The 20,440-nt window shown below is 65.6% G+C and carries 18 protein-coding genes; 6 read left to right on the forward strand and 12 right to left on the reverse strand.

What is annotated here, in order from left to right; translation table 11 throughout:
- The first annotated feature begins 29 nt into the window (after positions 1–29).
- Positions 30–1,136 carry a glycosyltransferase gene (locus tag IWX81_RS11350; protein WP_199281431.1) on the forward strand — a complete coding sequence of 369 codons (1,107 nt, stop codon included), beginning with the start codon at positions 30–32 and terminating at the stop codon, positions 1,134–1,136.
- Here IWX81_RS11350 and IWX81_RS11355 read toward each other — a convergent pair.
- Both IWX81_RS11355 and IWX81_RS11360 read right to left on the reverse strand, forming a co-directional pair.
- On the reverse strand, positions 1,126–1,671 hold the full coding sequence (locus IWX81_RS11355) for a hypothetical protein (protein WP_199281432.1): 546 nt from the start codon (positions 1,669–1,671) through the stop codon (positions 1,126–1,128). The genes IWX81_RS11350 and IWX81_RS11355 overlap by 11 nt on opposite strands.
- A gap of 76 nt (positions 1,672–1,747) precedes the next feature.
- A complete protein-coding gene (locus IWX81_RS11360) occupies positions 1,748–3,571 on the reverse strand; it encodes a ribosomal protein L7/L12 (RefSeq protein ID WP_199281433.1) in 1,824 nt (607 codons plus the stop codon).
- A 166-nt stretch (positions 3,572–3,737) separates the two neighbouring features.
- Between IWX81_RS11360 and IWX81_RS11365 the strand changes: the two genes are divergently transcribed.
- Both IWX81_RS11365 and IWX81_RS11370 read left to right on the forward strand, forming a co-directional pair.
- Positions 3,738–4,082, forward strand: coding sequence for an ArsR/SmtB family transcription factor (locus IWX81_RS11365; protein ID WP_199281434.1), 345 nt, complete (start codon positions 3,738–3,740; stop codon positions 4,080–4,082).
- 4 nt (positions 4,083–4,086) lie between these two features.
- Positions 4,087–4,572 carry an SRPBCC family protein gene (locus IWX81_RS11370; protein ID WP_199281435.1) on the forward strand — a complete coding sequence of 162 codons (486 nt, stop codon included), beginning with the start codon at positions 4,087–4,089 and terminating at the stop codon, positions 4,570–4,572.
- A 69-nt stretch (positions 4,573–4,641) separates the two neighbouring features.
- Here the strand turns inward: IWX81_RS11370 and IWX81_RS11375 are convergent, their stop codons facing one another.
- Together IWX81_RS11375 and IWX81_RS11380 are read right to left on the reverse strand one after the other, a co-directional pair.
- Positions 4,642–6,555 (reverse strand): S16 family serine protease, encoded by a 1,914-nt coding sequence (locus IWX81_RS11375; RefSeq protein WP_199281436.1) that lies wholly within the window; start codon positions 6,553–6,555, stop codon positions 4,642–4,644.
- A gap of 193 nt (positions 6,556–6,748) precedes the next feature.
- The gene (locus IWX81_RS11380) at positions 6,749–8,572 is read right to left on the reverse strand and encodes a thioredoxin domain-containing protein (RefSeq protein WP_199281437.1); all 1,824 of its coding nucleotides are present in this window, start codon (positions 8,570–8,572) and stop codon (positions 6,749–6,751) included.
- 11 nt (positions 8,573–8,583) lie between these two features.
- On the opposite strand from IWX81_RS11380, the gene IWX81_RS11385 reads away from it, so the two are divergent.
- Entirely contained in the window at positions 8,584–9,333 is a 750-nt protein-coding gene (locus tag IWX81_RS11385) for an MBL fold metallo-hydrolase (RefSeq protein ID WP_199281438.1), read from the forward strand.
- A 509-nt stretch (positions 9,334–9,842) separates the two neighbouring features.
- Here IWX81_RS11385 and IWX81_RS11390 read toward each other — a convergent pair.
- The 5 genes from IWX81_RS11390 to IWX81_RS11410 form a co-directional block, all read right to left on the reverse strand.
- The gene (locus IWX81_RS11390) at positions 9,843–10,673 is read right to left on the reverse strand and encodes an aldo/keto reductase (RefSeq protein ID WP_199281439.1); all 831 of its coding nucleotides are present in this window, start codon (positions 10,671–10,673) and stop codon (positions 9,843–9,845) included.
- 100 nt (positions 10,674–10,773) lie between these two features.
- A complete protein-coding gene (locus IWX81_RS11395; protein WP_199281440.1) occupies positions 10,774–11,901 on the reverse strand; it encodes a bifunctional 2-methylcitrate synthase/citrate synthase in 1,128 nt (375 codons plus the stop codon).
- Between the two features lie 9 nt (positions 11,902–11,910).
- A complete protein-coding gene (prpB, locus tag IWX81_RS11400; protein ID WP_199281441.1) occupies positions 11,911–12,816 on the reverse strand; it encodes a methylisocitrate lyase in 906 nt (301 codons plus the stop codon).
- Positions 12,816–14,315: an MmgE/PrpD family protein gene (locus IWX81_RS11405; RefSeq protein WP_199281442.1), complete on the reverse strand. Its 1,500-nt coding sequence runs from the start codon at positions 14,313–14,315 to the stop codon at positions 12,816–12,818. The genes prpB and IWX81_RS11405 overlap by 1 nt, the downstream gene beginning before the upstream one ends.
- A complete protein-coding gene (locus IWX81_RS11410) occupies positions 14,312–14,974 on the reverse strand; it encodes a GntR family transcriptional regulator (protein WP_199281443.1) in 663 nt (220 codons plus the stop codon). The genes IWX81_RS11405 and IWX81_RS11410 overlap by 4 nt, the downstream gene beginning before the upstream one ends.
- Positions 14,975–15,078: 104 nt before the next feature.
- Here IWX81_RS11410 and IWX81_RS11415 point away from each other — a divergent pair, with 104 nt between their 5' ends.
- Complete coding sequence (locus tag IWX81_RS11415; RefSeq protein WP_199281444.1) at positions 15,079–17,019, forward strand: AMP-binding protein; 1,941 nt, start codon at positions 15,079–15,081, stop codon at positions 17,017–17,019.
- On the opposite strand, the gene IWX81_RS11420 is transcribed toward IWX81_RS11415, so the two are convergent.
- Positions 17,016–17,942, reverse strand: a complete 927-nt coding sequence (locus IWX81_RS11420) for a cytochrome b/b6 domain-containing protein (protein WP_199281445.1) — start codon at positions 17,940–17,942, stop codon at positions 17,016–17,018. The genes IWX81_RS11415 and IWX81_RS11420 overlap by 4 nt on opposite strands.
- Before the next feature lie 25 nt (positions 17,943–17,967).
- On the reverse strand, positions 17,968–18,354 hold the full coding sequence (locus IWX81_RS11425; RefSeq protein WP_199281446.1) for an ArsR/SmtB family transcription factor: 387 nt from the start codon (positions 18,352–18,354) through the stop codon (positions 17,968–17,970).
- Between the two features lie 215 nt (positions 18,355–18,569).
- Here IWX81_RS11425 and IWX81_RS11430 point away from each other — a divergent pair, with 215 nt between their 5' ends.
- Positions 18,570–18,914 carry a hypothetical protein gene (locus IWX81_RS11430; RefSeq protein ID WP_199281447.1) on the forward strand — a complete coding sequence of 115 codons (345 nt, stop codon included), beginning with the start codon at positions 18,570–18,572 and terminating at the stop codon, positions 18,912–18,914.
- 154 nt (positions 18,915–19,068) lie between these two features.
- On the opposite strand, the gene IWX81_RS11435 is transcribed toward IWX81_RS11430, so the two are convergent.
- Positions 19,069–20,427 carry a DUF1501 domain-containing protein gene (locus IWX81_RS11435; protein WP_199281448.1) on the reverse strand — a complete coding sequence of 453 codons (1,359 nt, stop codon included), beginning with the start codon at positions 20,425–20,427 and terminating at the stop codon, positions 19,069–19,071.
- Positions 20,428–20,440 lie beyond the last annotated feature (13 nt).

Genomic DNA, 20,440 nt, shown 5'->3' on the forward strand with positions numbered 1-20,440 from the left:
CACTACTATGAAGGTCGTCTACTGCCGCTGTGCGCCCGATACGAGTAGTTCATGTACCCACGAAACACCTCTACGTAGAGCACCTTTCCGGGCTGGATCCGACCGACGCACCGGGGTTCGCCAGCCTCGAGGACGTCAGTCCCGCCGGATTCGCTCCGGGCCCATGGTCGCCTCCCGCCACGCTCGACCCCGCGTGGATATCCGACAACGCATCCCGGTTCGATCTCATGCATGTCCACTTCGGGTTCGAGTCGTTCTCGCTGCCCCACCTCATCGCGTGCTGTGACGCGCTCGACGCGGCGGGCCGGCCGCTGGTGTACACGGTCCATGACCTCGAGAATCCTCAATTGATCGACCAAACCCATCACGAGCAACAACTGGACGTGCTGATGGCTCGAGCGACGGAGATCACGACGTTGACGGCGAGCGCGGCTCGCGAGATCACGAGCCGCTGGGGTCGGCGAGTCACCGTGATCAAACATCCTCACCTGCTGACCGGTAGCGCCACAGAGCCCGAATCCATTCCTGAGCCCGGAGCGACGCCCATCGCGGTCATCGGGATGCACCTCGGGGATCTCCGGCCCGGCACCGACCCACTACTCTTCACCTCGAACCTCATCGACGCGATTCGCTCTGTGCGGCGGGAGGGATTCCTCGTCGAGGCTGAAATACACATTCGTCCGGAGGTTCGCGACGAACCTGCTCGTCGGGCAGTGGAGGAACTGTGCCGACGCGCCGACGGGGTCAGGCTGCTGGAGCACGCACGATCGTCGGATAGCGATCTTTCCGGGTCCGTCGCCGCCCTGGATGCTTGTGTTCTGCCGTATCGGCACGGCACCCACTCCGGATGGATCGAGTTGTGCTTCGATCTGGCTGTGCCGGTGCTTGCCCCCGTGGGGGGACACTGGCTGGATCAACATCACGAACCCGGGGCAGTGACGGCGTTCGATCCTGGCTCGGTGGAATCTCTCGCTGCGGCGATCACGGCGACCATCACCGATCGGGCGGGCGAGGATCGGTATTCCCTGCGGATGCGACGCCGCAGGCAGCGCCAGCAACAGGGACGTGTCATCGCGCGAACGCACCTGGACGTCTATCGATCCGCGCTCGACCGCGCCGCCGCTGTCACTCGTTGACGAGGACCGGCACTCCGACGGCGGCGGACGATGCCTGTCCGGCGATCGCCGCCGGTACACCGACCTGGAACGGCACTGACTCGTCGGGCGGCCCAGAGGCGTCGTGGGTCTCGGCGTGGTCGCTGTCGAGCACGAACCGGCCCTCGCCGATCAGCGCACCGGTGGAGTCGTAGAAACCGGCGATCACTTCCAGGTTGATCACCTCGCTGACATCGCTCGTGACGAGGATGCGGCCCGACACTGTCGCACCGTCGAAGGCGAGCTCGTCGACCTGGAATCTGTCGTCGAACGGCCCTTCCGCCTGTTGGACGGTTCCCGCCGCGGGCGCCATGCGGGCGATCGAGGGAAGCTGCGGGTCACCCGTGGGGGCCGTCAACCCCGGAAACTCCGTCGTCACGACGGGCGCATCTGTGCCCGCCGCATCACCATCAGTCAGGGCGCCGTTTGAGAAACCGACGGCGAGTCCAGCCACGATCGCGATCGCAGCAACGGTCGAGATTCCCGCAACGATCGCCATTCGAGTGGATGATGTCATCTGTTACCTGTTCTTCTTCGGAGGGAACGACAGCAGGCCCGGAGCGCGTCCGGGCCTGCTGTCTGCCGTCGGCCTGCTACGGCTGCGGCCTGAGCTCGACCGTGGCTCCCACAGCCTCGAGCAGTCGCTTCGTCTTCTCAGCGGTCGACTCGCGCACGTCATCCAGCAGCACGTATGGGAGCTTCTTATCCAGGATGTCGCTGACCTCCCTTTCACTCAGGCGCGTGATCGACGTGATCAGGCTTACCAGCTGGGTGCGCCGAGGTCCGATGGCTGTCACGACCACGTCGTACGTCGTGCCAGCGCCCGGCGGGGTCGAGGTGGGAGTGGCCGTCGGCGTGGGTGTGGCCGTCGGTGTGGCGGTCGGTGTCGGTGTCGCCGTCGGCGTGGCGGTCGGTGTCGGGGGCAATTGGGCTGGGAGACGCAGAGCCCGGGTGACGACATCGAAGAGATCGGTATTGTCGACGGTGCCGTTCAGCTTCGACGACCCGGCACCGTACGAGAAGATCGGAACGTCTGCGCCTGTGTGGTTGCCCGAGAGGTAGGTCAGCCAGAGCGAGGCTTCAGGCGAACCATCGGTCACCGAGTCGGGATCGTCGGCCGTCCGGAACGTCGCGGGCGCGAAGTTCGTCGCGCTGGCGGATCCTGAACCGTTGATGGCGCCGGTCGAGCGAGCCGGGTCGAGCGCTCCGTTCGTGGGCCTCGACGGCGTCGAGTTGTTGCCGACGTTGCCGCTGTCGACGTTCACGGGAGGTGCCACAGCCTCGGCGTTGGTGTAGCTGCCCTTGCCGATGATGTTGAATCCGGCACACTCATGATCGGCGGTGACGATGACCAGCGTGTTCCCGTCTTTCTCGGCAAAGGCTTGTGCGACGGCGACGGCGTCGTCGAACGCCTTCATCTCTTCGAGAGTCTGCGCTGCGTCGTTGGCGTGCGAGCGCTTATCGATGAGGGCACCCTCGACCTGGAGGTAGAAGCCCTTCTTATTGCTCTTCGCCAACAGCGAGATGGCTTTCGTCGTCATCTCCGCAAGAGTGGGCTCGAGCGCTCCGGCCGAGGCCGGGTTATCCAGCTTCGACTTCTCGATTGTCAGGTTTCCCTTGTTGAACAGGGCGAAGACCTTCCCGCTCGCCGGTGCGGCGAGGTCGGCTTCTGTGGCGACGGTCTGGGTCGCCGGGGACCCGAGCACGGTGTAGCCCTGTGCCGTGAGCGCCGACTCGTCGGCAGCGTCGAAGCGGCTGAGACCGCCACCGAAGATGACGTCGGCGGTGCCGTTGCGGGCGATCTGGTCGGCAATCGGGGTGACCCTGACATCCGTCGTCGGAAGTGCCGTGCCGGTGATCTGCAGGTCCTGGCAGGATGCCGCGGAGTACAGCGGTCCCTGGCATCCCCGAGCCAGCGCGTGGCTCATCTGGCCCGCGGGCGTGGCATCGGTGATCTCGGCTGTCGACACGTTGCCGGTGCGCAGGCCCCTGCTCTTGGCCAATTCCATGACGGTGGGAGTGATGTTGCCCTTGGCATCGACCCCGAGTGCTGCGTTATAGGTCTTCACGCCTGATGCCCACGCCGTTGCGGCCGAGGCCGAATCCGTGACGAGGTTGGGGACGAAGTCCGCTTCCCCGGGCTGCCCGGAATTCTTCTCGACCGCGTAGGTGCGCACGGTGCCGTGTGTCGGCAACGACTCCATCGCGAGCGAACCGGCGGCTCCGACGAAACGCTGCCTGGCCGCGTCGACGTGGGTCTGCCCCATGCCGTCTCCGAGCAGGTAGATGACGTTCTTCGTCCTCCCATCATCTGCCGAGGCGGCCCCGGCGAACGGGGTCCCCACGGCCACGAGTGCCGATGAGGCCACGACCAGCGATAGTGTCGCGGCGGCCAATCCCAGTGTCTTACGTTGCATGTTCGGCTCCCGAGCAATGTCCAGGGGTGACATGCAGCGTCTACCCCCGGAAAGGGTACAAAGCCTGTCCGCGCCGGCGGATGGCGGCGCTGTGATATTCCGGAGAACAACAGGTGAACAATGTCGCCCTTGCGTGAGCCCGGCGGGAGCGCTAACGTACAACCAAATGGTTGTAATAGAATTGACGGATGCCGAGATCGACCTGGTGTTCCATGCCCTCGCGGATTCCACCCGCAGGAGCATCGTCACGAGGGTCATCGATCACGAGCAATCGGTGTCGGCGCTTGCGAGCCAGTACCTCATGAGCTTCGCCGCCATCCAGAAGCACGTCGCCGTGCTCGAGCGAGCCTCACTCGTCACGAAACAACGACGGGGACGGGAGCGGATCGTGCACGGAAACCCCGACATGCTCGCCGCCGCGGCACGACTGCTCGACTCGTACGAGCAGCTGTGGCGGGAGCGCATCACCCGCATAGACGACATCCTCAGAGAACCCCACGGAAAGGACTAATGCCATGCCGACCATCACCTCCGAGAAAGACGTCGACGCGCTGACGATGACCTTCACCGCGCATTTCGATGCTTCGGTCGAACGCGTGTGGCAGGTGTGGGAAGACCCGCGCCAGCTCGAACGCTGGTGGGGGCCGCCGGACTATCCGGCCACCTTCGAGCGCCTCGAACTCACCCCGGACGGTACAGCGCTGTACTACATGACGGGCCCCGACGGCGAGAAGATATGGGGAAGGTGGACAGTGACCCATGTCGACCGACCGAACCGACTCGAATTCGAGGACGGCTTTGCTGACGCGGACGGGAACCCCGACACCTCCATCGACACAACCGTCAGCGTCATCACCCTCGAATCGGTGGATGGCGGCACACGCATGACCCTGCTGAGCCAGTTCCCGAACCTCGAGACCCTGCAGCAGATGGTCGAGATGGGCATGGTCGAGGGAATGACGGGAGCCCTGGCCCAGATCGACGCGATCCTCGCCGCGTAGCCACTCAGTCGCGGTCGAGCTGCTGCCTGAGCTCGACCGCGACCGTCGTCGGGAGCCTGCGTTTCACCCTCAGCGCTCGTATCCCTCCGTGGGGAATCCACCTACGAAGGCGAGCATGCGTGCCGTGACGAATGCCCCGGCGTACTGCGAGATCGCGTCGAACTTCTGGCTCACGTCACCCTCACGGTCAACTGCCGCCTGTTCGAACGAGCCGATCGTGAGCAGCGGAAGACTTCCGTTGGCCGCAAGTACGGACGCGGCATCTGCAACCTGCTGGCGGCCCAGGTCGAGCGCAGACGACAGGATGACCTCAGAATTCACGCCGACGAGGTTGAGGTCTCCATCCAGCACGCCGTTGTTGTAATACTTCTCGAGATGACTGGCGTTGCGCGCGTAGTTGACGATTCCATAGCCGATCGCCGCGTAGTCAGCATTCGGACTGCCCTCGCCGATGTAATTCTGGATCGCGGGGAGATTCTGCTGGCCCGAGTACGACAGTGCGACGTTGACGTCCACCGCGCCGAGGCGTGACCGGAACACGTCGTTGCTGACCCCACCGGCTTCGGCATTGCTCTGGATGACCCCCGATTCGAAGGCGGCCCAGTTGGCGTCTGCCCCGCTACGGAAGAACGACGCGATCGCCGAAACATCGACAGTGTCGGCCATCGGCCCGCCATCATTGTCGCGACCGATCTCGAAGGTACCTTTCGCGAATTCCAGCTGGCCACGAGCGAACTCGAAGTAGATGAGCGGGATGAACGCCTCCGAGAGGAACGTCTCGAGGTCTTCGTAGCCCCCTGCCGCCGCGGTGTCGGAGATGCGCTGGAGGTCGTTCGTGGCGTAGTCGATGAGGAAGAGGGAATCGAAGGCGTTTCCATAGGCAGTGACGAGCGCTTCGACGTCAGTCAGGTTATTGGGAGAGTAGGTGCCCAGCTGGTCGATGAAGGCAGTGAGATCCGCATTGGCGCTCGATGATTGGGCGATCTGCGTGTCGATCGCGCCAAAGCCCTGGAGAAACACATCCTGAACCGTTTCGAAGGTGCTCGTAATGGCCTGCATGGAGATGGCAGCCCTGCTCGCCTCCACGAACGCTCCACCCTGCAGCCCCTGGTTCTGAAGGTCCCGCGCCCTCGCGGCACTCGCCTGCGCCTGTTCCAGGACGGCCGCGCCGGTCACGCGAATCGCCTCCGGCAGAGCCAAAAAGTCCCCTTCGGATCGGGAGAAGCGCGCCAGAGTCGCATCCGTCGCGCTCTTGAGCTTCGCGTATCCGAGCTCGGGGACAGCCGGATCATCGTTGGCATCCGGCAGGGGCAGCGGCTCTCCCGTGAGCTCACGGTACGCCTCGTAGATGTCGGAGACTTCGACGACCTCGACACCGCCCTGCGAGCCGAGCTGGATGACATCGACCGTGTTGCCCTCGAAGTCCGGGACATTGCGCTGGCCCGCGGGGATGAGCACTTTCGTGATCTCTCCCGCATCGATGACACCCTGGATCTTCTCGGGAATACCACCGACGGTTCCGACCGTGCCTGTAGGGTTGATGGTGCCCGTCATCGTGGATCCCGGATCGATGTCGTCGCCGTAGTACAGCGACAGCACCCCGACGGTGCTCAACGCACCAGCGCTCGGCCCGTCGATTCGTCCGTCGAACGCGAAGCGGTACTGAGTCGATAGGGGCGCACCCGACAGCAGCGTCGCAACGGTGACCGCATTCCAGGATGCCGCGCGGGTCATGTCTCCGAAACCGGTGACCTGGTCTTCCGAGAAATCGATCGCAAGCTTTCCGTCCTCGCTCGGCTTTGCCGAAATCCGCTGCTCGGCAGCACCGCCCGTGTCACCCGCCGCATACAGCGCCTGCACTGTTACTTCGGATTTCTTGAAACCGCCCTCCGGAGTTTGCGTGAAGGGCAGGGGGCCGAACGAGCAACCCGACAGACCGACCGCGAGAAGCAGTAGCACGGGAGCGACAAGAAGACGGGGCACGGAACGCTTCACGGTACAACTCCGGGAGGGTCGGGTGGTTGCGCGGGGAGGGAAGGGAACGGGTGGGGCAGGGGCGTCAACAGCTCGGCGAAACCCCGTCGAATTGTTGCGCCACAGCCTATCCAGAATGCGTCAGTCGACAACAGTGTTTGTGGCGAGCCTGTGGGGGTCGATCCTGCGACCCTCCGTGGCGCTACCGCGGTTCGTCGAGCTGCTGCCTGAGCTCGACCGCGACCGTCGTCGGGAGCCTGCAGACGAAGTCGGTGCAGACCCAGGCGGTGGTGACACCGTCCGTGCCGGCGCGGCCCTGCATCAGGTCGAATCCTGCTGCGGCCCACTCCACGGCCTGGGCTCGGGTGAGTGCGATCGAGAGGCTCCCGGAGCGGTGCCAGCTGCGCGCGAGGGTGGCCGCGGCATCCTGCGGATCATCGCCGACCACGACGACCTGCCTGGCGGGTTCGGCCAGGGCTGACATCACGGTGAGCGCTGCGCCGAGGGAGATCGGCTGCCGCTGTGCTGCAGCGGCGACACCCGCCATGGCCTCACTCGCGGCGGCACGGTATGGCTCGTGAGCGGTCAGGAGAAAGAGCCTGTGGGCGGCGGATGCCACGGCGCTGAGCCCCGACGGAAGAGCGCCGTCGCTCGGGTCCGGGTGCACCGCGAGCCCCTGCGACTGCAGCACGGGGTCGGCTCCACCCCGCACTCCGAAGCCGCCGGAGCCGGCGGCCAGCGACTCGTCGATGAGCGTGCGCGCAGCCTCCGCGAACCGCACCTCCCCCGTCGCGATGGCGAGTTCGAGGAGGCCGGAGGCCAGCATCCCCACGTCCTCGAGGGTAGCCCGCGCGCTAGACACGGTCCCCCCGATCGACGCGCGCACCAGTCGGTCGCCGACGTGGTGCTCGAGCAGGAAGTCGGCGGCGACTCGCGCGGTCGCTATCCAGTGCGGGCGGTCGAGCAGCCTGCCGGCCACCGCGAGCCCTTCGATTGCGAGCCCGTTCCATCCGGTGAGGATCTTGGAGTCGACGGGTGGGGCGTCGACCCTGCTCCGGCTCGCCGCATCCAGGGAGTAGTAGAAGCCCTCGACCCGTTCACCATCGACCGTGCTCTCGCTGTCCTGCGCCGAGGCGAAGCCGCCGCCTGGCTGTTGCATCGAGCTGATCCAGTCGGCGAGCCCCTCGGCGATGTCCTCCATGCCCGCAATGGCATATGCCGGGAGCAGCTGCGCGTTGTCGTACAGCATCCGTTCGTAGTGCGGATCGCTCCAGTCGCGCATCGTCGCGTAGCGGAAGAATCCACCGTCCATGGGATCGCGAAGGCCGAGAGTTGCGCGGAGAGTGCGCTGCGCGAGCGATCCTGCCGTGGCATCCCCTACCAACGCCCGCTCCAGCAGGAAACGCTGCACCGGCGACACCGGAAACTTCGGGGCTCCACCGAAGCCGCCATACTGGGCATCTTCGTACCCCGCGAGCTCCGCCACGATCGGGTCGAAGTCGATCACCAGTGATCCGCCTGATACGGGAGCGCTGGCGAGGGCATCCACTATTGCCGCCCCGTTCTTCTCGACCTCAGAACGCCGCTGCTGCCAGGCATCGGTCACGGCATCGAGCACGAGCGCGAAAGACGGATGCCCCTGCACGGCCTGCGGCGGCCAGTATGTCCCCGCGAAAAACGCTCGCCCCTTGGGCGTCACGAACACGTTGAGCGGCCAGCCGAGGTTGCCGGTGAAGGCGGCAGCGGCCGCCATGTAGGTGGAGTCCACCTCGGCGTGCTCCTCGCGGTCGACCTTGATCGCGACGAACCGCTCGTTCATGATCGCGGCAATCGCGGGATCGCTGAAGCTCTCGCGGGCCATCACATGGCACCAGTGGCACGTGGAGTAGCCGATGGACACGAGCACGGGCACATCCCGGCGCGCCGCCTCGACGAAAGGCTCCGGCCCCCACTGCCACCAGTCGACCGGGTTATCGGCATGGGACCGAAGATACGGACTTACAGCATCCATCAATCGGTTGGGCATAGTCTCAGGATATGTCGACGACGACCTTCACATATCTTGGTGGCCCCACCGGAATTCTCGAGTATGCGGGCACCCGTTTCATCACGGATCCGACGTTCGACGCGCCCCAGACCTACGCTGAGCCCGGCAGCAGCGAGCTCGTGAAGACGGCTGGGCCCGCGATCGAGCGCGCCGACATCGGGCAGATCGACGTGGTGCTGCTGAGCCACCACTCCCACAAAGACAACCTCGACTATGAGGGACTCGAACTCATCGCCACCGGCATCCCGACCCTGAGCACGAGGGAAGCCGCGAGTGACCTCTTCGGCGGGTCGGTGATCGGCCTCGACTCCTGGGAATCGTGGGACGTCAACGGCATCTCCATCACCTCCGTTCCCGCGCTGCACGGCCCTCCCGGCAGCGAGCGACTCGTCGGCCAGGTCACCGGCTTCGTGCTCGAAGCGGAAGGGGAACCGACCGTCTACGTGAGCGGCGACAACGCGTCCATCCCGCTGGTCGAACAGATCGCCGGCCGGTTTCCGGATGTCTCGATCGCCATCCTCTTCGCCGGAGCCGCTCGCGTGCCGCGCATCGACGCCCCGCTGACCCTGACCTCGGTCGACGCCGTCAGGGCGGCGACGGCTCTCGGGGCATCCATCGTCGTCGGAGTCCACACCGAAGACTGGAAGCACTTCTCGGAGTCCCGCGCGGAACTCGAAGCAGCGTTCGCAGGCACGGGGCTGCTCACGGCAACACCGCGCGGCGAGAAGGTCACGCTGTAGCGCCAGGCGAGGCCTCATGGGCGCTTCCGGCGACCCTGCGTCCGGTCCGTTCCCGGCTCCGGTTCCGTTCCGGGCTCCGGTTCCGTTCCGGGCTCCGGTTCCGTTCCCGGCTCCGGTTCCGTTTGCGGCTCCGGTTCCGTTCCGGGCTCCGGTTTCGTTTGCGGCTCCGGTTCCGTTCCTCGCCCCGGTTCCGTTCCTCGCCCCGGTTCCCGCTCCAGGACTTCCGAAACGACGGAACCGCAGGCCCCGTTCCCTGCGCTTTCGGGCTCCGCGGGTGTGCCGGATGCCGGAACTCCGTCGTTTCGGAAGGCAGCCGACGAGCGGGGCAATGCCGCGCCGCGCTCAGCTGGCCCCGGGGCCCCGCAAGGCAGGCAGTTACTCGAGGCCGGAGCGCAGCGAGAGCGCAGCGAGAGCGCAGTTCTTGCCCATTCCCCCACGGGAGGGGGCAAAAACTGCGCTCTCACTCGGTTGAGGCCGTGGTGAGACCCACCGTAACGCAGTGGCGCCGCCTAGAAGGCTGCGTCGTCGGGATCTGCTCCCACGCGCTGTCCGCGGTCGAGCGAGTCGATGGATGCCATCTCGTCCGCCGTGAGTTCGAATCCGAACACGTCGAAGTTCTGCGCGATGCGCTCTCGCGAGTTCGACTTAGGGAACACGATGATACCGTTCTGGAGGTGCCAGCGGATTGCGACCTGCGCGGGTGAAACACCGTGGGCGGCGGCAGCGGCGGTGAGTGCGGTCTCGCCGAACAGGTCGTACTTTCCCTGGCCGAGCGGACCCCACGCCTCGATCTTCATGCCGATCTCCGCACCGAACTCACGAAGCTCGCGCTGCGCGAAGGCCGGGTGCAGTTCGATCTGGTCGACGGCAGGAATCGTGTCGCTTGCCGCGATGATCCTGTCGAGGTGGGCGCGGTGGAAGTTGCTCACACCGATCGACCGGGATTTGCCATCGGCCTTCAACTGCTCCATCGTGAGCCAGCTGTCGAGGTAACGGTCGAGGTCGGCGCGCGGCCAGTGGATCAGGTAGAGGTTGACGTAGTCGAGGCCGAGCTTCTCGAGACTGAGGTCCATGGCGTCGACGGCAGACTGGGTTCCCTGGTCGGTGTTCCAGAGCTTCGTGGTGATGTACAACTCCTCACGGGGGATGCCCGAGGCCGCGATGGCCTTCCCGACGCCTATCTCGTTGCCGTAGATCGCTGCCGTGTCGATGTGGCGGTAGCCGACCTCGAGTGCGTCACTGACGATGCGCTCTGCCGCATCCGGATCGACCTTGAACACGCCGAACCCGAGCTGTGGGATCGTCGTGCCGTCGTTGAGTGAAATCGTGGGAACAGTCATGCTTTCACCATACGGCCGCGACTGTGACGATGGCCCCGGGTGTCGCTGACAGCGAACTCGGAGCCATCGCGCTTGACTGCGTGGTCAGGAACCCGCGGCGTCAGACGTGGCGTTCGTCGTGGCCCACGTACAGGCTGAGCGGGCGGATCAGGGCGTTGGATGCGAGCTGCTCCATGATGTGCGCCGTCCAGCCGGTGATACGCGACGCCACGAACAACGGCGTGAACATCTCGGTGTCGAAGCCGATGAGGTTGTAGGCAGGACCGCTCGGATAATCGAGGTTCGGCAGGATGTTCTTGCGATCCGTCATCGCCGTCTCGAGGGCGACATACAGTTCCAGCATGTCGGGCCGGTCGTATTCGGCGATGAGCGTGTCGAGCGCCGCCTTCATCGTGGGAACCCGCGAATCGCCGCTTTTGTAGACACGGTGACCGAAGCCCATGATCTTGCGCTTCTCAGCGAGCGCCGTGTCGAGCCAGGCCTCGGCCTTGTCGGCCGTGCCGATCTCCTCGAAGACGTGCATCACAGCCTCGTTGGCGCCGCCGTGCAGTGCGCCCTTGAGCGCTCCGACCGCTGCGGTCACCGCCGAATAGAGGTCGGAGAGCGTGCTCGTCACGACACGGGCGGTGAAGGTCGATGCGTTGAATGAGTGCTCCGCGTACAGGATCATCGACACGTCGAACGCGTCGACGACAACCTCATCCGGCAGCTCACCGAAGGTCATGAACAGGAAGTTGGCCGAGTAGCTGAGGTCGTCACGCGGCTCCACGAGGTGCTCACCGCGGCGGCGGCGCTGGTCGTAGGCGACGATCGCGGGAAGCTGCGCCATCAGCGCCACGGACTTGCCGAGGTTCGACTCAGGGCTCGAGTTCGCGGCATCCGGATCGCTCGCACCGATGACACTGACGGCTGTGCGCACGACATCCATGGGATGCGCCGTCAGGGGAAGCTCGTCGATGACGCGCTTGACGCGGTCGTCGAGGTGGCGCAGCGCGCGCTCCTGGTTCTCGAAGTACGCCAGCTGGGTCGGCGTCGGCAGTTCGCCGTGCCACAGCAGGTAGGCCACCTCTTCGAAGGTGCAGTTCGCGGCGAGCTCCTGCACGGGGTAACCGCGGTAGAGCAGCGAATTGGTCTCCGGGTTCACCTTCGAAATGGAGGTGGTGTCGACATAGACACCGGCGAGGCCCTTGCGAATCTCCGGAGCAGCGTGAATCTCTGAATCAGTCATGGATGTTCCCTACTTCCCTTGCGGGACCTGGAAGTTGTATACCGAGGTATCGAAGGTGTTGTACGACTCGTAGTCGAGCAGTTCATACAGTCTGGCGCGAGTTTGCATTCCTGCAACCTCCGAGTTGAGCGATCCTTCGCGAGTGATGGTTTCCAGCCCTCTTTCGGCGGCTCCCATCGCAATGCGCAGCAGGCTCACGGGGAAGATGACGATGTTGATCCCGACGCCGGCGAGCTGCTCGGTGGTGAACAGCTCGCTCTTGCCGAACTCCGTCATGTTGGCGAGGATCGGCACATCCACGGCCTTGCGGATCGCCTCGAACTCGGCGAGGTCGGCCATCGCCTCCGGGAAGATCGCGTCGGCTCCGGCATCGACCAGTTGCTTCGCCCTGTCGATGGCCGCCTGCAGCCCGTCGACCGCGCGGATGTCGGTGCGGGCCATGATGAGCAGGTTCGGATCGCGCCGCGCATCCACGGCCGCACGGATGCGCTTGGTCGCGACATCCGCCCCCACGACAGCCTTGCCATCGAGGTGACCGCAGCGCTTCGGGTTGACCTGGTCTTCGATGTGGAGCCCGGCAACTCCCGCATCCTCGAGGGACTGCACGGTTCGGGCAACGTTCATCGGCTCGCCGAAACCGGTGTCTGCGTCGATGAGGGTGGGCAGGTCGGTCATCCGGCTGATCTGCTGGCCACGCCCAGCGACCTCGGTCAGCGTCGTCAAACCGATGTCGGGCAGGCCGAGGTCGGCCGCGAGCACAGCCCCCGAGATGTAGACGCCCTCGAAGCCCTTGTCCTGGATGAGCTTCGCACTCAGCGGGTTGAACGCCCCGGGGAAGCGCAGCAGCTCGCCAGTGGCGAGAGCCGCGCGCAGGTCGGCCCGCTTCTGCGCGGGAGTCTTGGTGGAATACAGCATTAGAAGATGCCCTTCGGGGTGACAGCGGGGAAGTTGCCGTTGACGGTGAGACCGGTCAGGTCGCTGAGGTTCGGCAGGTTCTGTGCGGTGTCGAGGAACCTCTCGATTTCGCCGGCCTCCAGCACGCCGTCGGCGAGACTGCGGAACTTGTGGATGTACTGCTCGCGCGCGAACGGCCTCGCGCCAAGCGGGTGGGCGTCGGCGACCGCGATCTCGTCCACGATGCGGGATCCGTCAGCCAGCTCGATCTCGACCCGACCGCCGAAGGCCTTCTCGGTGATGTCGTTCGAGTGGTAGCGACGCGTCCACTCGGCGTCTTCGACGGTGGTGACCCTGTTCCACAGCGCGATGGTGTCGGCGCGGTTGGCGCGTTCCGGAGCGTACGAACGTTCGTGGTGCCACTCGCCATCCTGCAGCGCGACGGTGAAGATGTACGGGATCGAGTGGTCGAGGGTTTCACGACTCGCACTCGGGTCGTACTTCTGTGGGTCGTTCGCTCCGGAGCCGATCACGAAATGCGTGTGGTGGCTCGTGTGCAGCACGGCGCTGACGATCGACTCCGCCGTCAGTTCAGGATGCTCGCGCTTCAGCCTGCGGGCGAGGTCGATCCACGCCTGCGCCTGGTACTCGGCCGAGTGCTCCTTCGTGTAGCTGTCGAGGATGGCCAGGCGTGCCTCGCCCGCGGCGGGCAGCGGAACCTCGTAGGACGCATCAGCGCCATCCAGCAGCCAGGCGATCACACCGTCTTCGCCCTCGTAGATCGGGGTGGGGCTGGTCTGGCCGCGCATGGCGCGGTCGACGGCCTCGACCGCCATCTTTCCCGCGAACGCCGGCGCGTGGGCCTTCCAGGTGGAGATCTCGCCCTTGCGCGACTGGCGCGTGGCTGTGGTGGTGTGCAGAGCCTGGCCGATGGCCTGGAAGATGGTCTCGGTCGGCAGCCCCAGCAGGGTGCCGATGCCGGCCGCGGCCGACGGGCCGAGGTGCGCGACATGGTCGATCTTGTGCTTGTGCAGGCTGATCGCCTTCACAAGGTCGATCTGGATCTCGTAGCCCGTGACGATGCCCCTGAGCAGTTCGGCACCGCACTTGCCGAGGTGCTGGGCCACGGCGAGGATCGGAGGGATGTTATCGCCGGGGTGCGAATATTCGGCGGCGAGGAACGTGTCGTGGTAGTCGAGCTCGCGCACAGCGACCCCGTTCGCCCAGGCTGCCCACTCCGGGCTCGTCGGGAGGGCGCTGCCGAAGACGGTCGAGCCTGCTCCATTGCGCGAGACGGGATGCGCCTCGGCCTGGGCTCGCGCGGCGACAACCGGGCCGCGGGTGAGGGACGCGGTAGCGACCGACGCGTTGTCGATGATGCGGTTGATGACCATGTCGGCCACGGCATCCGTTGCCTCGATCTGCTCCGAGGCGACCTCGGCGATCTTCCAGGCGAGCTGGTCTTCCTTGGGCAGGTTCTCTTCGCTCGTGTAGACACGGACGTGGTGGAGGGTTGTCATGCTGGGATTCCTTCCGGGGGCGTGCTGAGCATCTGCGCGGTCGCGAGGATGCTGGTCAGGCTCTGGTGCAGGTGCACGTGGGTGGCAGAGGCGGCGAGTTCGCTGTCGCCGGCCGCGACCGCCTCCACGATGAGCAGATGTTCGCGTGCCGCGGCCAGCAGGCGTGAGCTGTTGTCGCGCGAGATACGGCGGAGCCTGACCAGGTGCGGCCTGAGGCTGCGGACGGCGGTCACGAGGTAGCTGTTGGCGGAGGCGGCATCCATCGCGGCATCGAGCCTGGCGACGAGCTCGTAATATGCGGCATGGTCTGACCGCTCGAGCAGCCCTGGGGCTGCCCTGAACTCGGCCGCGAGCGCCTCGAATACCACGGGGTCGCGGTGCTGCGCGGCCTGGCGGGCGATCTGCTGTTCGAGCGCCTGCCTGAGGTCGAAGAGCTGCGCGATGTCGTTCACCGAGACAGTCGTGACGACGAGCCCCCGGCCGCCCTGTGCTGCGACGAGCCCGTCGGAGAGCAGCCTCGCCAGGGCTTCGCGGAGGGGAGTTCTCGAGATGCCGAGCCGCTCAGACTGCTCGACTTCGCCGAGCACTGTGCCGGGTTCGAGGCGCCATTCGAGGATGTCTTCGCGCAGCGCCGCGTAGGCGCGTTCGCTCGCTCGCATGCTCACCTCCTCGTGCTTTGTATACAGTAAAAGATTCTAGCGCGGAATATGCGGCCAAGTGTCATACTTCTTGCAGCGAATGTATACACACATTCCACACTTCGATGAAGAGGTACGCCGTGGCATCCACCGAGAACTTCGAATCCGTCGTTGCACGCAGCCGGCAGGACCCGTCGCGGTTCTGGCTGGAGGCGGCAGGCGCGATCGACTGGGATGTCGCGCCCACGATCGCGATCAACGACTCCGATGCCCCGCTCTACCGCTGGTTTCCGGATGCCAGGCTGAACACCTCGTACAACGCGCTCGACCGGCATGTACTGGCCGGCCGCGGTGACGCCACCGCGCTGATCTACGACTCCCCCGTGGTGCTGAAGAAGAAGAGCTACAGCTATTCGACGATGCTCGACAAGGTCGGTCGCGCCGCCGGGATGCTCGCGGCCGCGGGAGTCGTCGCGGGAGACCGCGTCGTCATCTACATGCCGATGATGCCTCAGGCCGTGGTTGCGATGCTCGCCTGCGCGAGGCTCGGCGCCGTGCACTCCGTCGTGTTCGGCGGGTTTGCCGCGAAGGAGCTCGCGAGCCGTCTCGACGACGCGAAACCCCGCGTGATCATCACGGCATCCGGAGGAATAGAACCAGGCCGCGTCGTGGAGTACCTTCCGACGATCGTGAACGCCCTCGAGCTGGCGGAGCACACCGTCGAGACCGTCATCGTGAAAAACCGCCCGGAGGTCCCCGGTTCGGCTTCGGAGTTCGAGGATGCCACGCCCGGCACCCGCTGGTGGGACTGGAGCGCGCAATCCACCGACGCCCTTCCGCACCCTCCCGTGAGCGTCGCCGCGACCGATCCGCTGTACATCCTGTACACCTCGGGCACCACGGGATCGCCCAAGGGCGTCGTGCGCGACAACGGCGGGCACGCCGTGGCGATGGCCTGGTCGATGCGCAACGTGTACGACATCGGCCCCGGCGACGTGATGTGGACGGCGAGCGATGTCGGCTGGGTGGTCGGCCACTCCTACATCGTCTACGGGCCGCTCATCGCCGGCGCCACCACCGTGCTGTACGAGGGGAAGCCCGTCGGCACCCCGGATGCCGGTGCCTTCTGGCGGGTGATCGACGAGCACCGCGTGAAAACCCTGTTCACCGCCCCGACGGCGTTGCGTGCCATCCGGAAAGCAGATCCGCACGCCGAGCTCTCGCACACGTACGACCTCTCCCGGCTGGATGCGATGTTCATGGCCGGGGAACGACTCGATCCAGACACCTGGACGTGGGCGACCGCGTTGCTGGAGAAGCCCGTGATCGACCACTGGTGGCAGACGGAGACGGGCTGGGCGATCTGCGCGAGCCCCCGCGGCATCGAGCACCTGCCGCTGCGGGCGGGTTCGCCGTCGTTCCCGCTGCCGGGATTCGCGGTGTCGATCGTCGATGAGCATGGGGAGCGGGTTCCGCACCTCGAGGAGGGGAACATCGTCATCGATCTGCCGCTGCCGCCCGGCACGCTCACCACTCTCTGGCAGGGCGACCAGCGGTTCATCGATTCGTACCTCTCGGCGTTCCCCGGCCGCTACCTGACCGGTGATTCCGGATACCTCGACCGCGAGGGCTACCTCTACGTGATGGGCCGCACCGACGACATCATCAACGTGGCGGGGCATCGCCTGAGCACGGGGTCGATGGAGCAGATCCTGGCGCAGCATCCGGCGGTGGCGGAGTGTGCTGTCGTGGGGGTGAAGGATGCGCTCAAGGGCCAGAAGCCGCTCGGCCTCGTGGTGCTGAAGTCGGGCACGACGATCGAGGATGCTGTGCTCATCGCCGAACTGGTGGGAATGGTGCGCGAACAGATCGGTGCGGTGGCGGCGTTCCGGGATGCGGTGGTGGTCAGTGCACTGCCGAAGACCCGATCGGGCAAGATCCTGAGGAAGACCATGCGGCAGATCTTCGACGGGGACGACTACGTGGTGCCGCCGACGATCGACGACACGCGCGCGATAACGGTGATCGTGGAGGCCGCCGGCGCATCCACCGTCGGCTCGGTCTAACGGCGCACTTTCCCGGTGAGGCTGGCGAGCGGCGCGAGAAGGCTCGGGCGTGCGGCGAACCAGCCCGCGATCATGAGCACGACGGAGCCGGCGAAGATGATGAGCCCGAGCCAGCCCTGGTCGTCGCGCGCCGCATACATGTGGTTGAGGTTTCGCAGGGCACCGGTGGTGAGCACGAGCGTGACGTGCACGACGATGAAGGCCACGAAATAGATCATGACGGGGAAGTGGATGGCCCTGGCCACCGACATCGGAAGCACCCTGTCGAACCTGCGGAACGTCGCCGAGAAGCCCGGCGCCATGCGGATGCCCGTGACGAGCGCGAGCGGGGCCGCGATGAACGTCGTGACGAAGTACGCGATGAGCTGCAGCGCGTTGTAGTTGATCCAGCCGTTCTCGGTCGGCCAGTTCAGCGACGCGTACTGGAGAGCTGCAGAGAGAGCATTGGGGATGACGTCCCAGCTGACCGGGATGACTCTCACCCACTGCCCGGTGGCGAACAGCAGGATGTAGAACACGACGCCGTTGAGCACCCAGAGCGAGTCGACGGTGAGGTGGAACCAGACGGGGAGCCCGATGCGCACCGGGGGGTTCCTGGTGCGGATGAGGCCGGTGTTGTTGCGGGTCCAGAAGGCGGCCGGGCGTTTGCCTTTGCGGATCTCCCAGCCCGTCCTGATGATGAACAGCAGGAAGAACGAGTTCAGGAAGTGCTGCCAGCCGAGCCACGCGGGGAACCCGACGGGGGCGCCGTCCGGAAGCTCAGATTCACCGGGGTAGTCGGTCATGAACGACTGCACGGCCGGGAGGCTCCGGATGCCCTGTGCTGCGAGCACGACCATCACGACGACGACAAGGCCGGCGGGGATGATCCACGCGAGCTTCCACCAACGGCTGCGTGTGGCGGGGGGTTGCGGGGTCGTCACGACTCAAGAATATCGGGTGGGCCTGTCAGTCGAAGACGTGCAGCCAGATGTCGTCAGGATCCTTGCCGTGGCCCCTCCTGCCTTTGCGGCTGAGCTGCGGTTCGAACTGAAATCGCTCCTCGCCATTCCAGCCGACGCGCTGGTCCCACAACCTGCGAAAGTCTGCGACGAACCTCTCGATGTGCGAGATGACCCCGTGCTTCAGGTGGAAGTACCGGTTCGGCCAGTCGTCGCGACTGTCGATCCACCCCGCGTCCCTCAGCACCCGGAGATGGTGCTGGACCGCGCTTCGACCGACCCCGAACTCCATGACGATGACGCCCTCGAGCTCGCCCGTCGTGTGCTCGCCAGACGCGAGCAACTCGACAAGGCGGCGGCGGACGGGCTCGGCCAGCACTTCGAAGGGGTGCACGCAACCACGTTGTCAGTTCCGACTGATGTCAGTCGCAACTGACATCCAACATCTGGACAGGGTCGCTCCGGCTCGCGGTGTGTACGAGCAGTGATGGTTTCTCCCCACGGACGGCGCTGGCGCACTATCTTGTCCTGAACGGCACTGCTGCTCCGCGGCGGGCTCGTTGTCGTAAGAGAGATACAGGGAGACGACGTGTCAGCGAGAAACGGGTCGTGGTGGTAGACCCGGCGCCCGACAAAGCCTCAGGGCGGCGAGCACGCATCGCGCGGCGCCGCGAGCGCATCCAGTTGCCCTGGGAGAGCAAGGGTTGGTACACCGACAGCCAGGAAGCGGCTCGCACTCCCGAGCTGGACACGGCCCTCGGCAGAAAACACACGACGATTCCGGGAACGCTGGGGTCTCGGAACAGGCCCGGCATGGCGATCAATCCGGCCATGAACAACCCCTACGTGAACATCGCGTTGGCACCTGTCTTCGTATGGGCAGTGTGGTTCGTCTTCGGAAAACTTCAGGATGACCTCGTGCCGGCGATTCTCGCGGCATCGTTTTTGGGCTGATAGCGCTCGTCATTCTTCTGGTCTCAGTCATCCGCATTCCTTCCTGGCACCGATCCCGCCGAAAAGCGAAGGAATGGATCGCCGAGCACGGCGGCGAGTTCCCCCTGGAACTCCGCTGGTATCAATGAAGGGAGGAGTCCAGCGCCACGAGCCGTCAGGCCATGACCCCGAGCGGCGCGACCTTCCATCCCGGGAAGATCACCTCGGCGTCACCCGCGCTGAGGTTCAGTCGCTTCATCACGACCTCGCCCAGCAGGTCTCGGAAGTCGTTGCTTCCCGGCACATCACCCTGGTCGAGCACCGCATCGCTGAGGCCTTCCCAGGCGCCATGGACGCCGCCCTTCACCCCGCCACCGAGCACCATCGCGAGGCCACCGTGACCATGGTCGGCCCCAGCGCTATCGTTCTGCCCTACGCGCCGCCCGAATTCGCTCATCACGATCACGGTGGTGGTCTCGGCCTTCGGGCCCAGGTCGGCGAAAAATGCCGCAAGCCCCTCGCCGACCGCCGTAAGCATGTTCTTCATGTCGCCGCTGTCGGGGGTGCCGATGTCGGTGTGCATATCCCAGCCACCGAGATCCACCGTGCCCACCCGAAGGCCGACGTTCGCCCGAATCAGGCTCGACAGCGTCGCCAGATCGCTCGAAAAGTTGTTGTCCGGAAAGCCCCGATCTGTCGATTTCTTTTCCGCTGCGGCAATAGTCGTGGCGTCGAGAGACGCCGCAAGCGCGAGCGTTGTCTGCACCGCGACCGGGTGATCCATGCCGGTGTACAGGTTCGCGAGGGCGGTGCGGGTGCGATCGAGCATCGAATCGTCGACCTGGATGCCCATCGCCCCCAAATCCGGAACCACCACCGCGTTTGCCCCTCCGACCATGGATCGCGCCAGCCGGTCGCTGGCCCCGACCCCGCGCCATGTCGTGCCGGCGCCGCTTTGCTCAAGGGTGCGGTTGAGCCAGCCGGTCTGCGCAGCACTGCCCGCGGCCCCACCCTTCTCCAGGCAGTCCTGGGCCTGGAAGTGACTGCGGGATAAATCGGGGGTTGCGATCGCGGGAACGGCGGCAATCTTGCCCTTCTTCAGCATGGGCTGCAGCGCCGCCAGGGCCGGATGAAGGCCGAATCCTCGCTCGAACGGAATAAGACCCGAGTTCTCCTTGACTGCGATGCCCGGCCTGGCTTTCAGCAGGTCGGCGTCAGTAGCGGGCACCAGCACCGACAGGCCGTCCATTCCGCCGCGCAGGAACACGACGATAAGAGCCCCCGTGTCGGGCGAACCAGGGGCGGCGTACGACACCTGCGTCGTCACAATCTGGGCGCCGATCGCGGCAACACCTGCCATGAGACCGCCCTGGAGCATCCGTCGACGGGTGAAACCTTTCGACCATAACTCGCGGCGGGCCCGCTCCTCTGCGACAACGATCTCACTATGAGCTCGCACCGCCGAATCGAGATTGGTCGGGCCCAACTGTCGCCAGTCTGGGCAGTCCGGATGAAGGAATCGGGTGTCGGTCATCGGTGGGTCTCCG

Source organism: Salinibacterium sp. CAN_S4 (assembly GCF_015752305.1).
Classification (GTDB): domain Bacteria; phylum Actinomycetota; class Actinomycetes; order Actinomycetales; family Microbacteriaceae; genus Rhodoglobus.

Excerpts from the sequence above, each read along its gene's own strand:
- IWX81_RS11355 (WP_199281432.1), bottom strand. The coding sequence starts at position 1,671 with ATGACATCATCCACTCGAATGGCGATCGTTGCGGGAATCTCGACCGTT.
- IWX81_RS11360 (WP_199281433.1), bottom strand. The coding sequence starts at position 3,571 with ATGCAACGTAAGACACTGGGATTGGCCGCCGCGACACTATCGCTGGTC.
- IWX81_RS11365 (WP_199281434.1), top strand. The coding sequence starts at position 3,738 with ATGGTTGTAATAGAATTGACGGATGCCGAGATCGACCTGGTGTTCCAT.
- IWX81_RS11370 (WP_199281435.1), top strand. The coding sequence starts at position 4,087 with ATGCCGACCATCACCTCCGAGAAAGACGTCGACGCGCTGACGATGACC.
- IWX81_RS11380 (WP_199281437.1), bottom strand. The coding sequence starts at position 8,572 with ATGCCCAACCGATTGATGGATGCTGTAAGTCCGTATCTTCGGTCCCAT.
- IWX81_RS11385 (WP_199281438.1), top strand. The coding sequence starts at position 8,584 with ATGTCGACGACGACCTTCACATATCTTGGTGGCCCCACCGGAATTCTC.
- IWX81_RS11390 (WP_199281439.1), bottom strand. The coding sequence starts at position 10,673 with ATGACTGTTCCCACGATTTCACTCAACGACGGCACGACGATCCCACAG.
- IWX81_RS11395 (WP_199281440.1), bottom strand. The coding sequence starts at position 11,901 with ATGACTGATTCAGAGATTCACGCTGCTCCGGAGATTCGCAAGGGCCTC.
- prpB (WP_199281441.1), bottom strand. The coding sequence starts at position 12,816 with ATGCTGTATTCCACCAAGACTCCCGCGCAGAAGCGGGCCGACCTGCGC.
- IWX81_RS11405 (WP_199281442.1), bottom strand. The coding sequence starts at position 14,315 with ATGACAACCCTCCACCACGTCCGTGTCTACACGAGCGAAGAGAACCTG.
- IWX81_RS11410 (WP_199281443.1), bottom strand. The coding sequence starts at position 14,974 with ATGCGAGCGAGCGAACGCGCCTACGCGGCGCTGCGCGAAGACATCCTC.
- IWX81_RS11415 (WP_199281444.1), top strand. The coding sequence starts at position 15,079 with ATGAAGAGGTACGCCGTGGCATCCACCGAGAACTTCGAATCCGTCGTT.
- IWX81_RS11435 (WP_199281448.1), bottom strand. The coding sequence starts at position 20,427 with ATGACCGACACCCGATTCCTTCATCCGGACTGCCCAGACTGGCGACAG.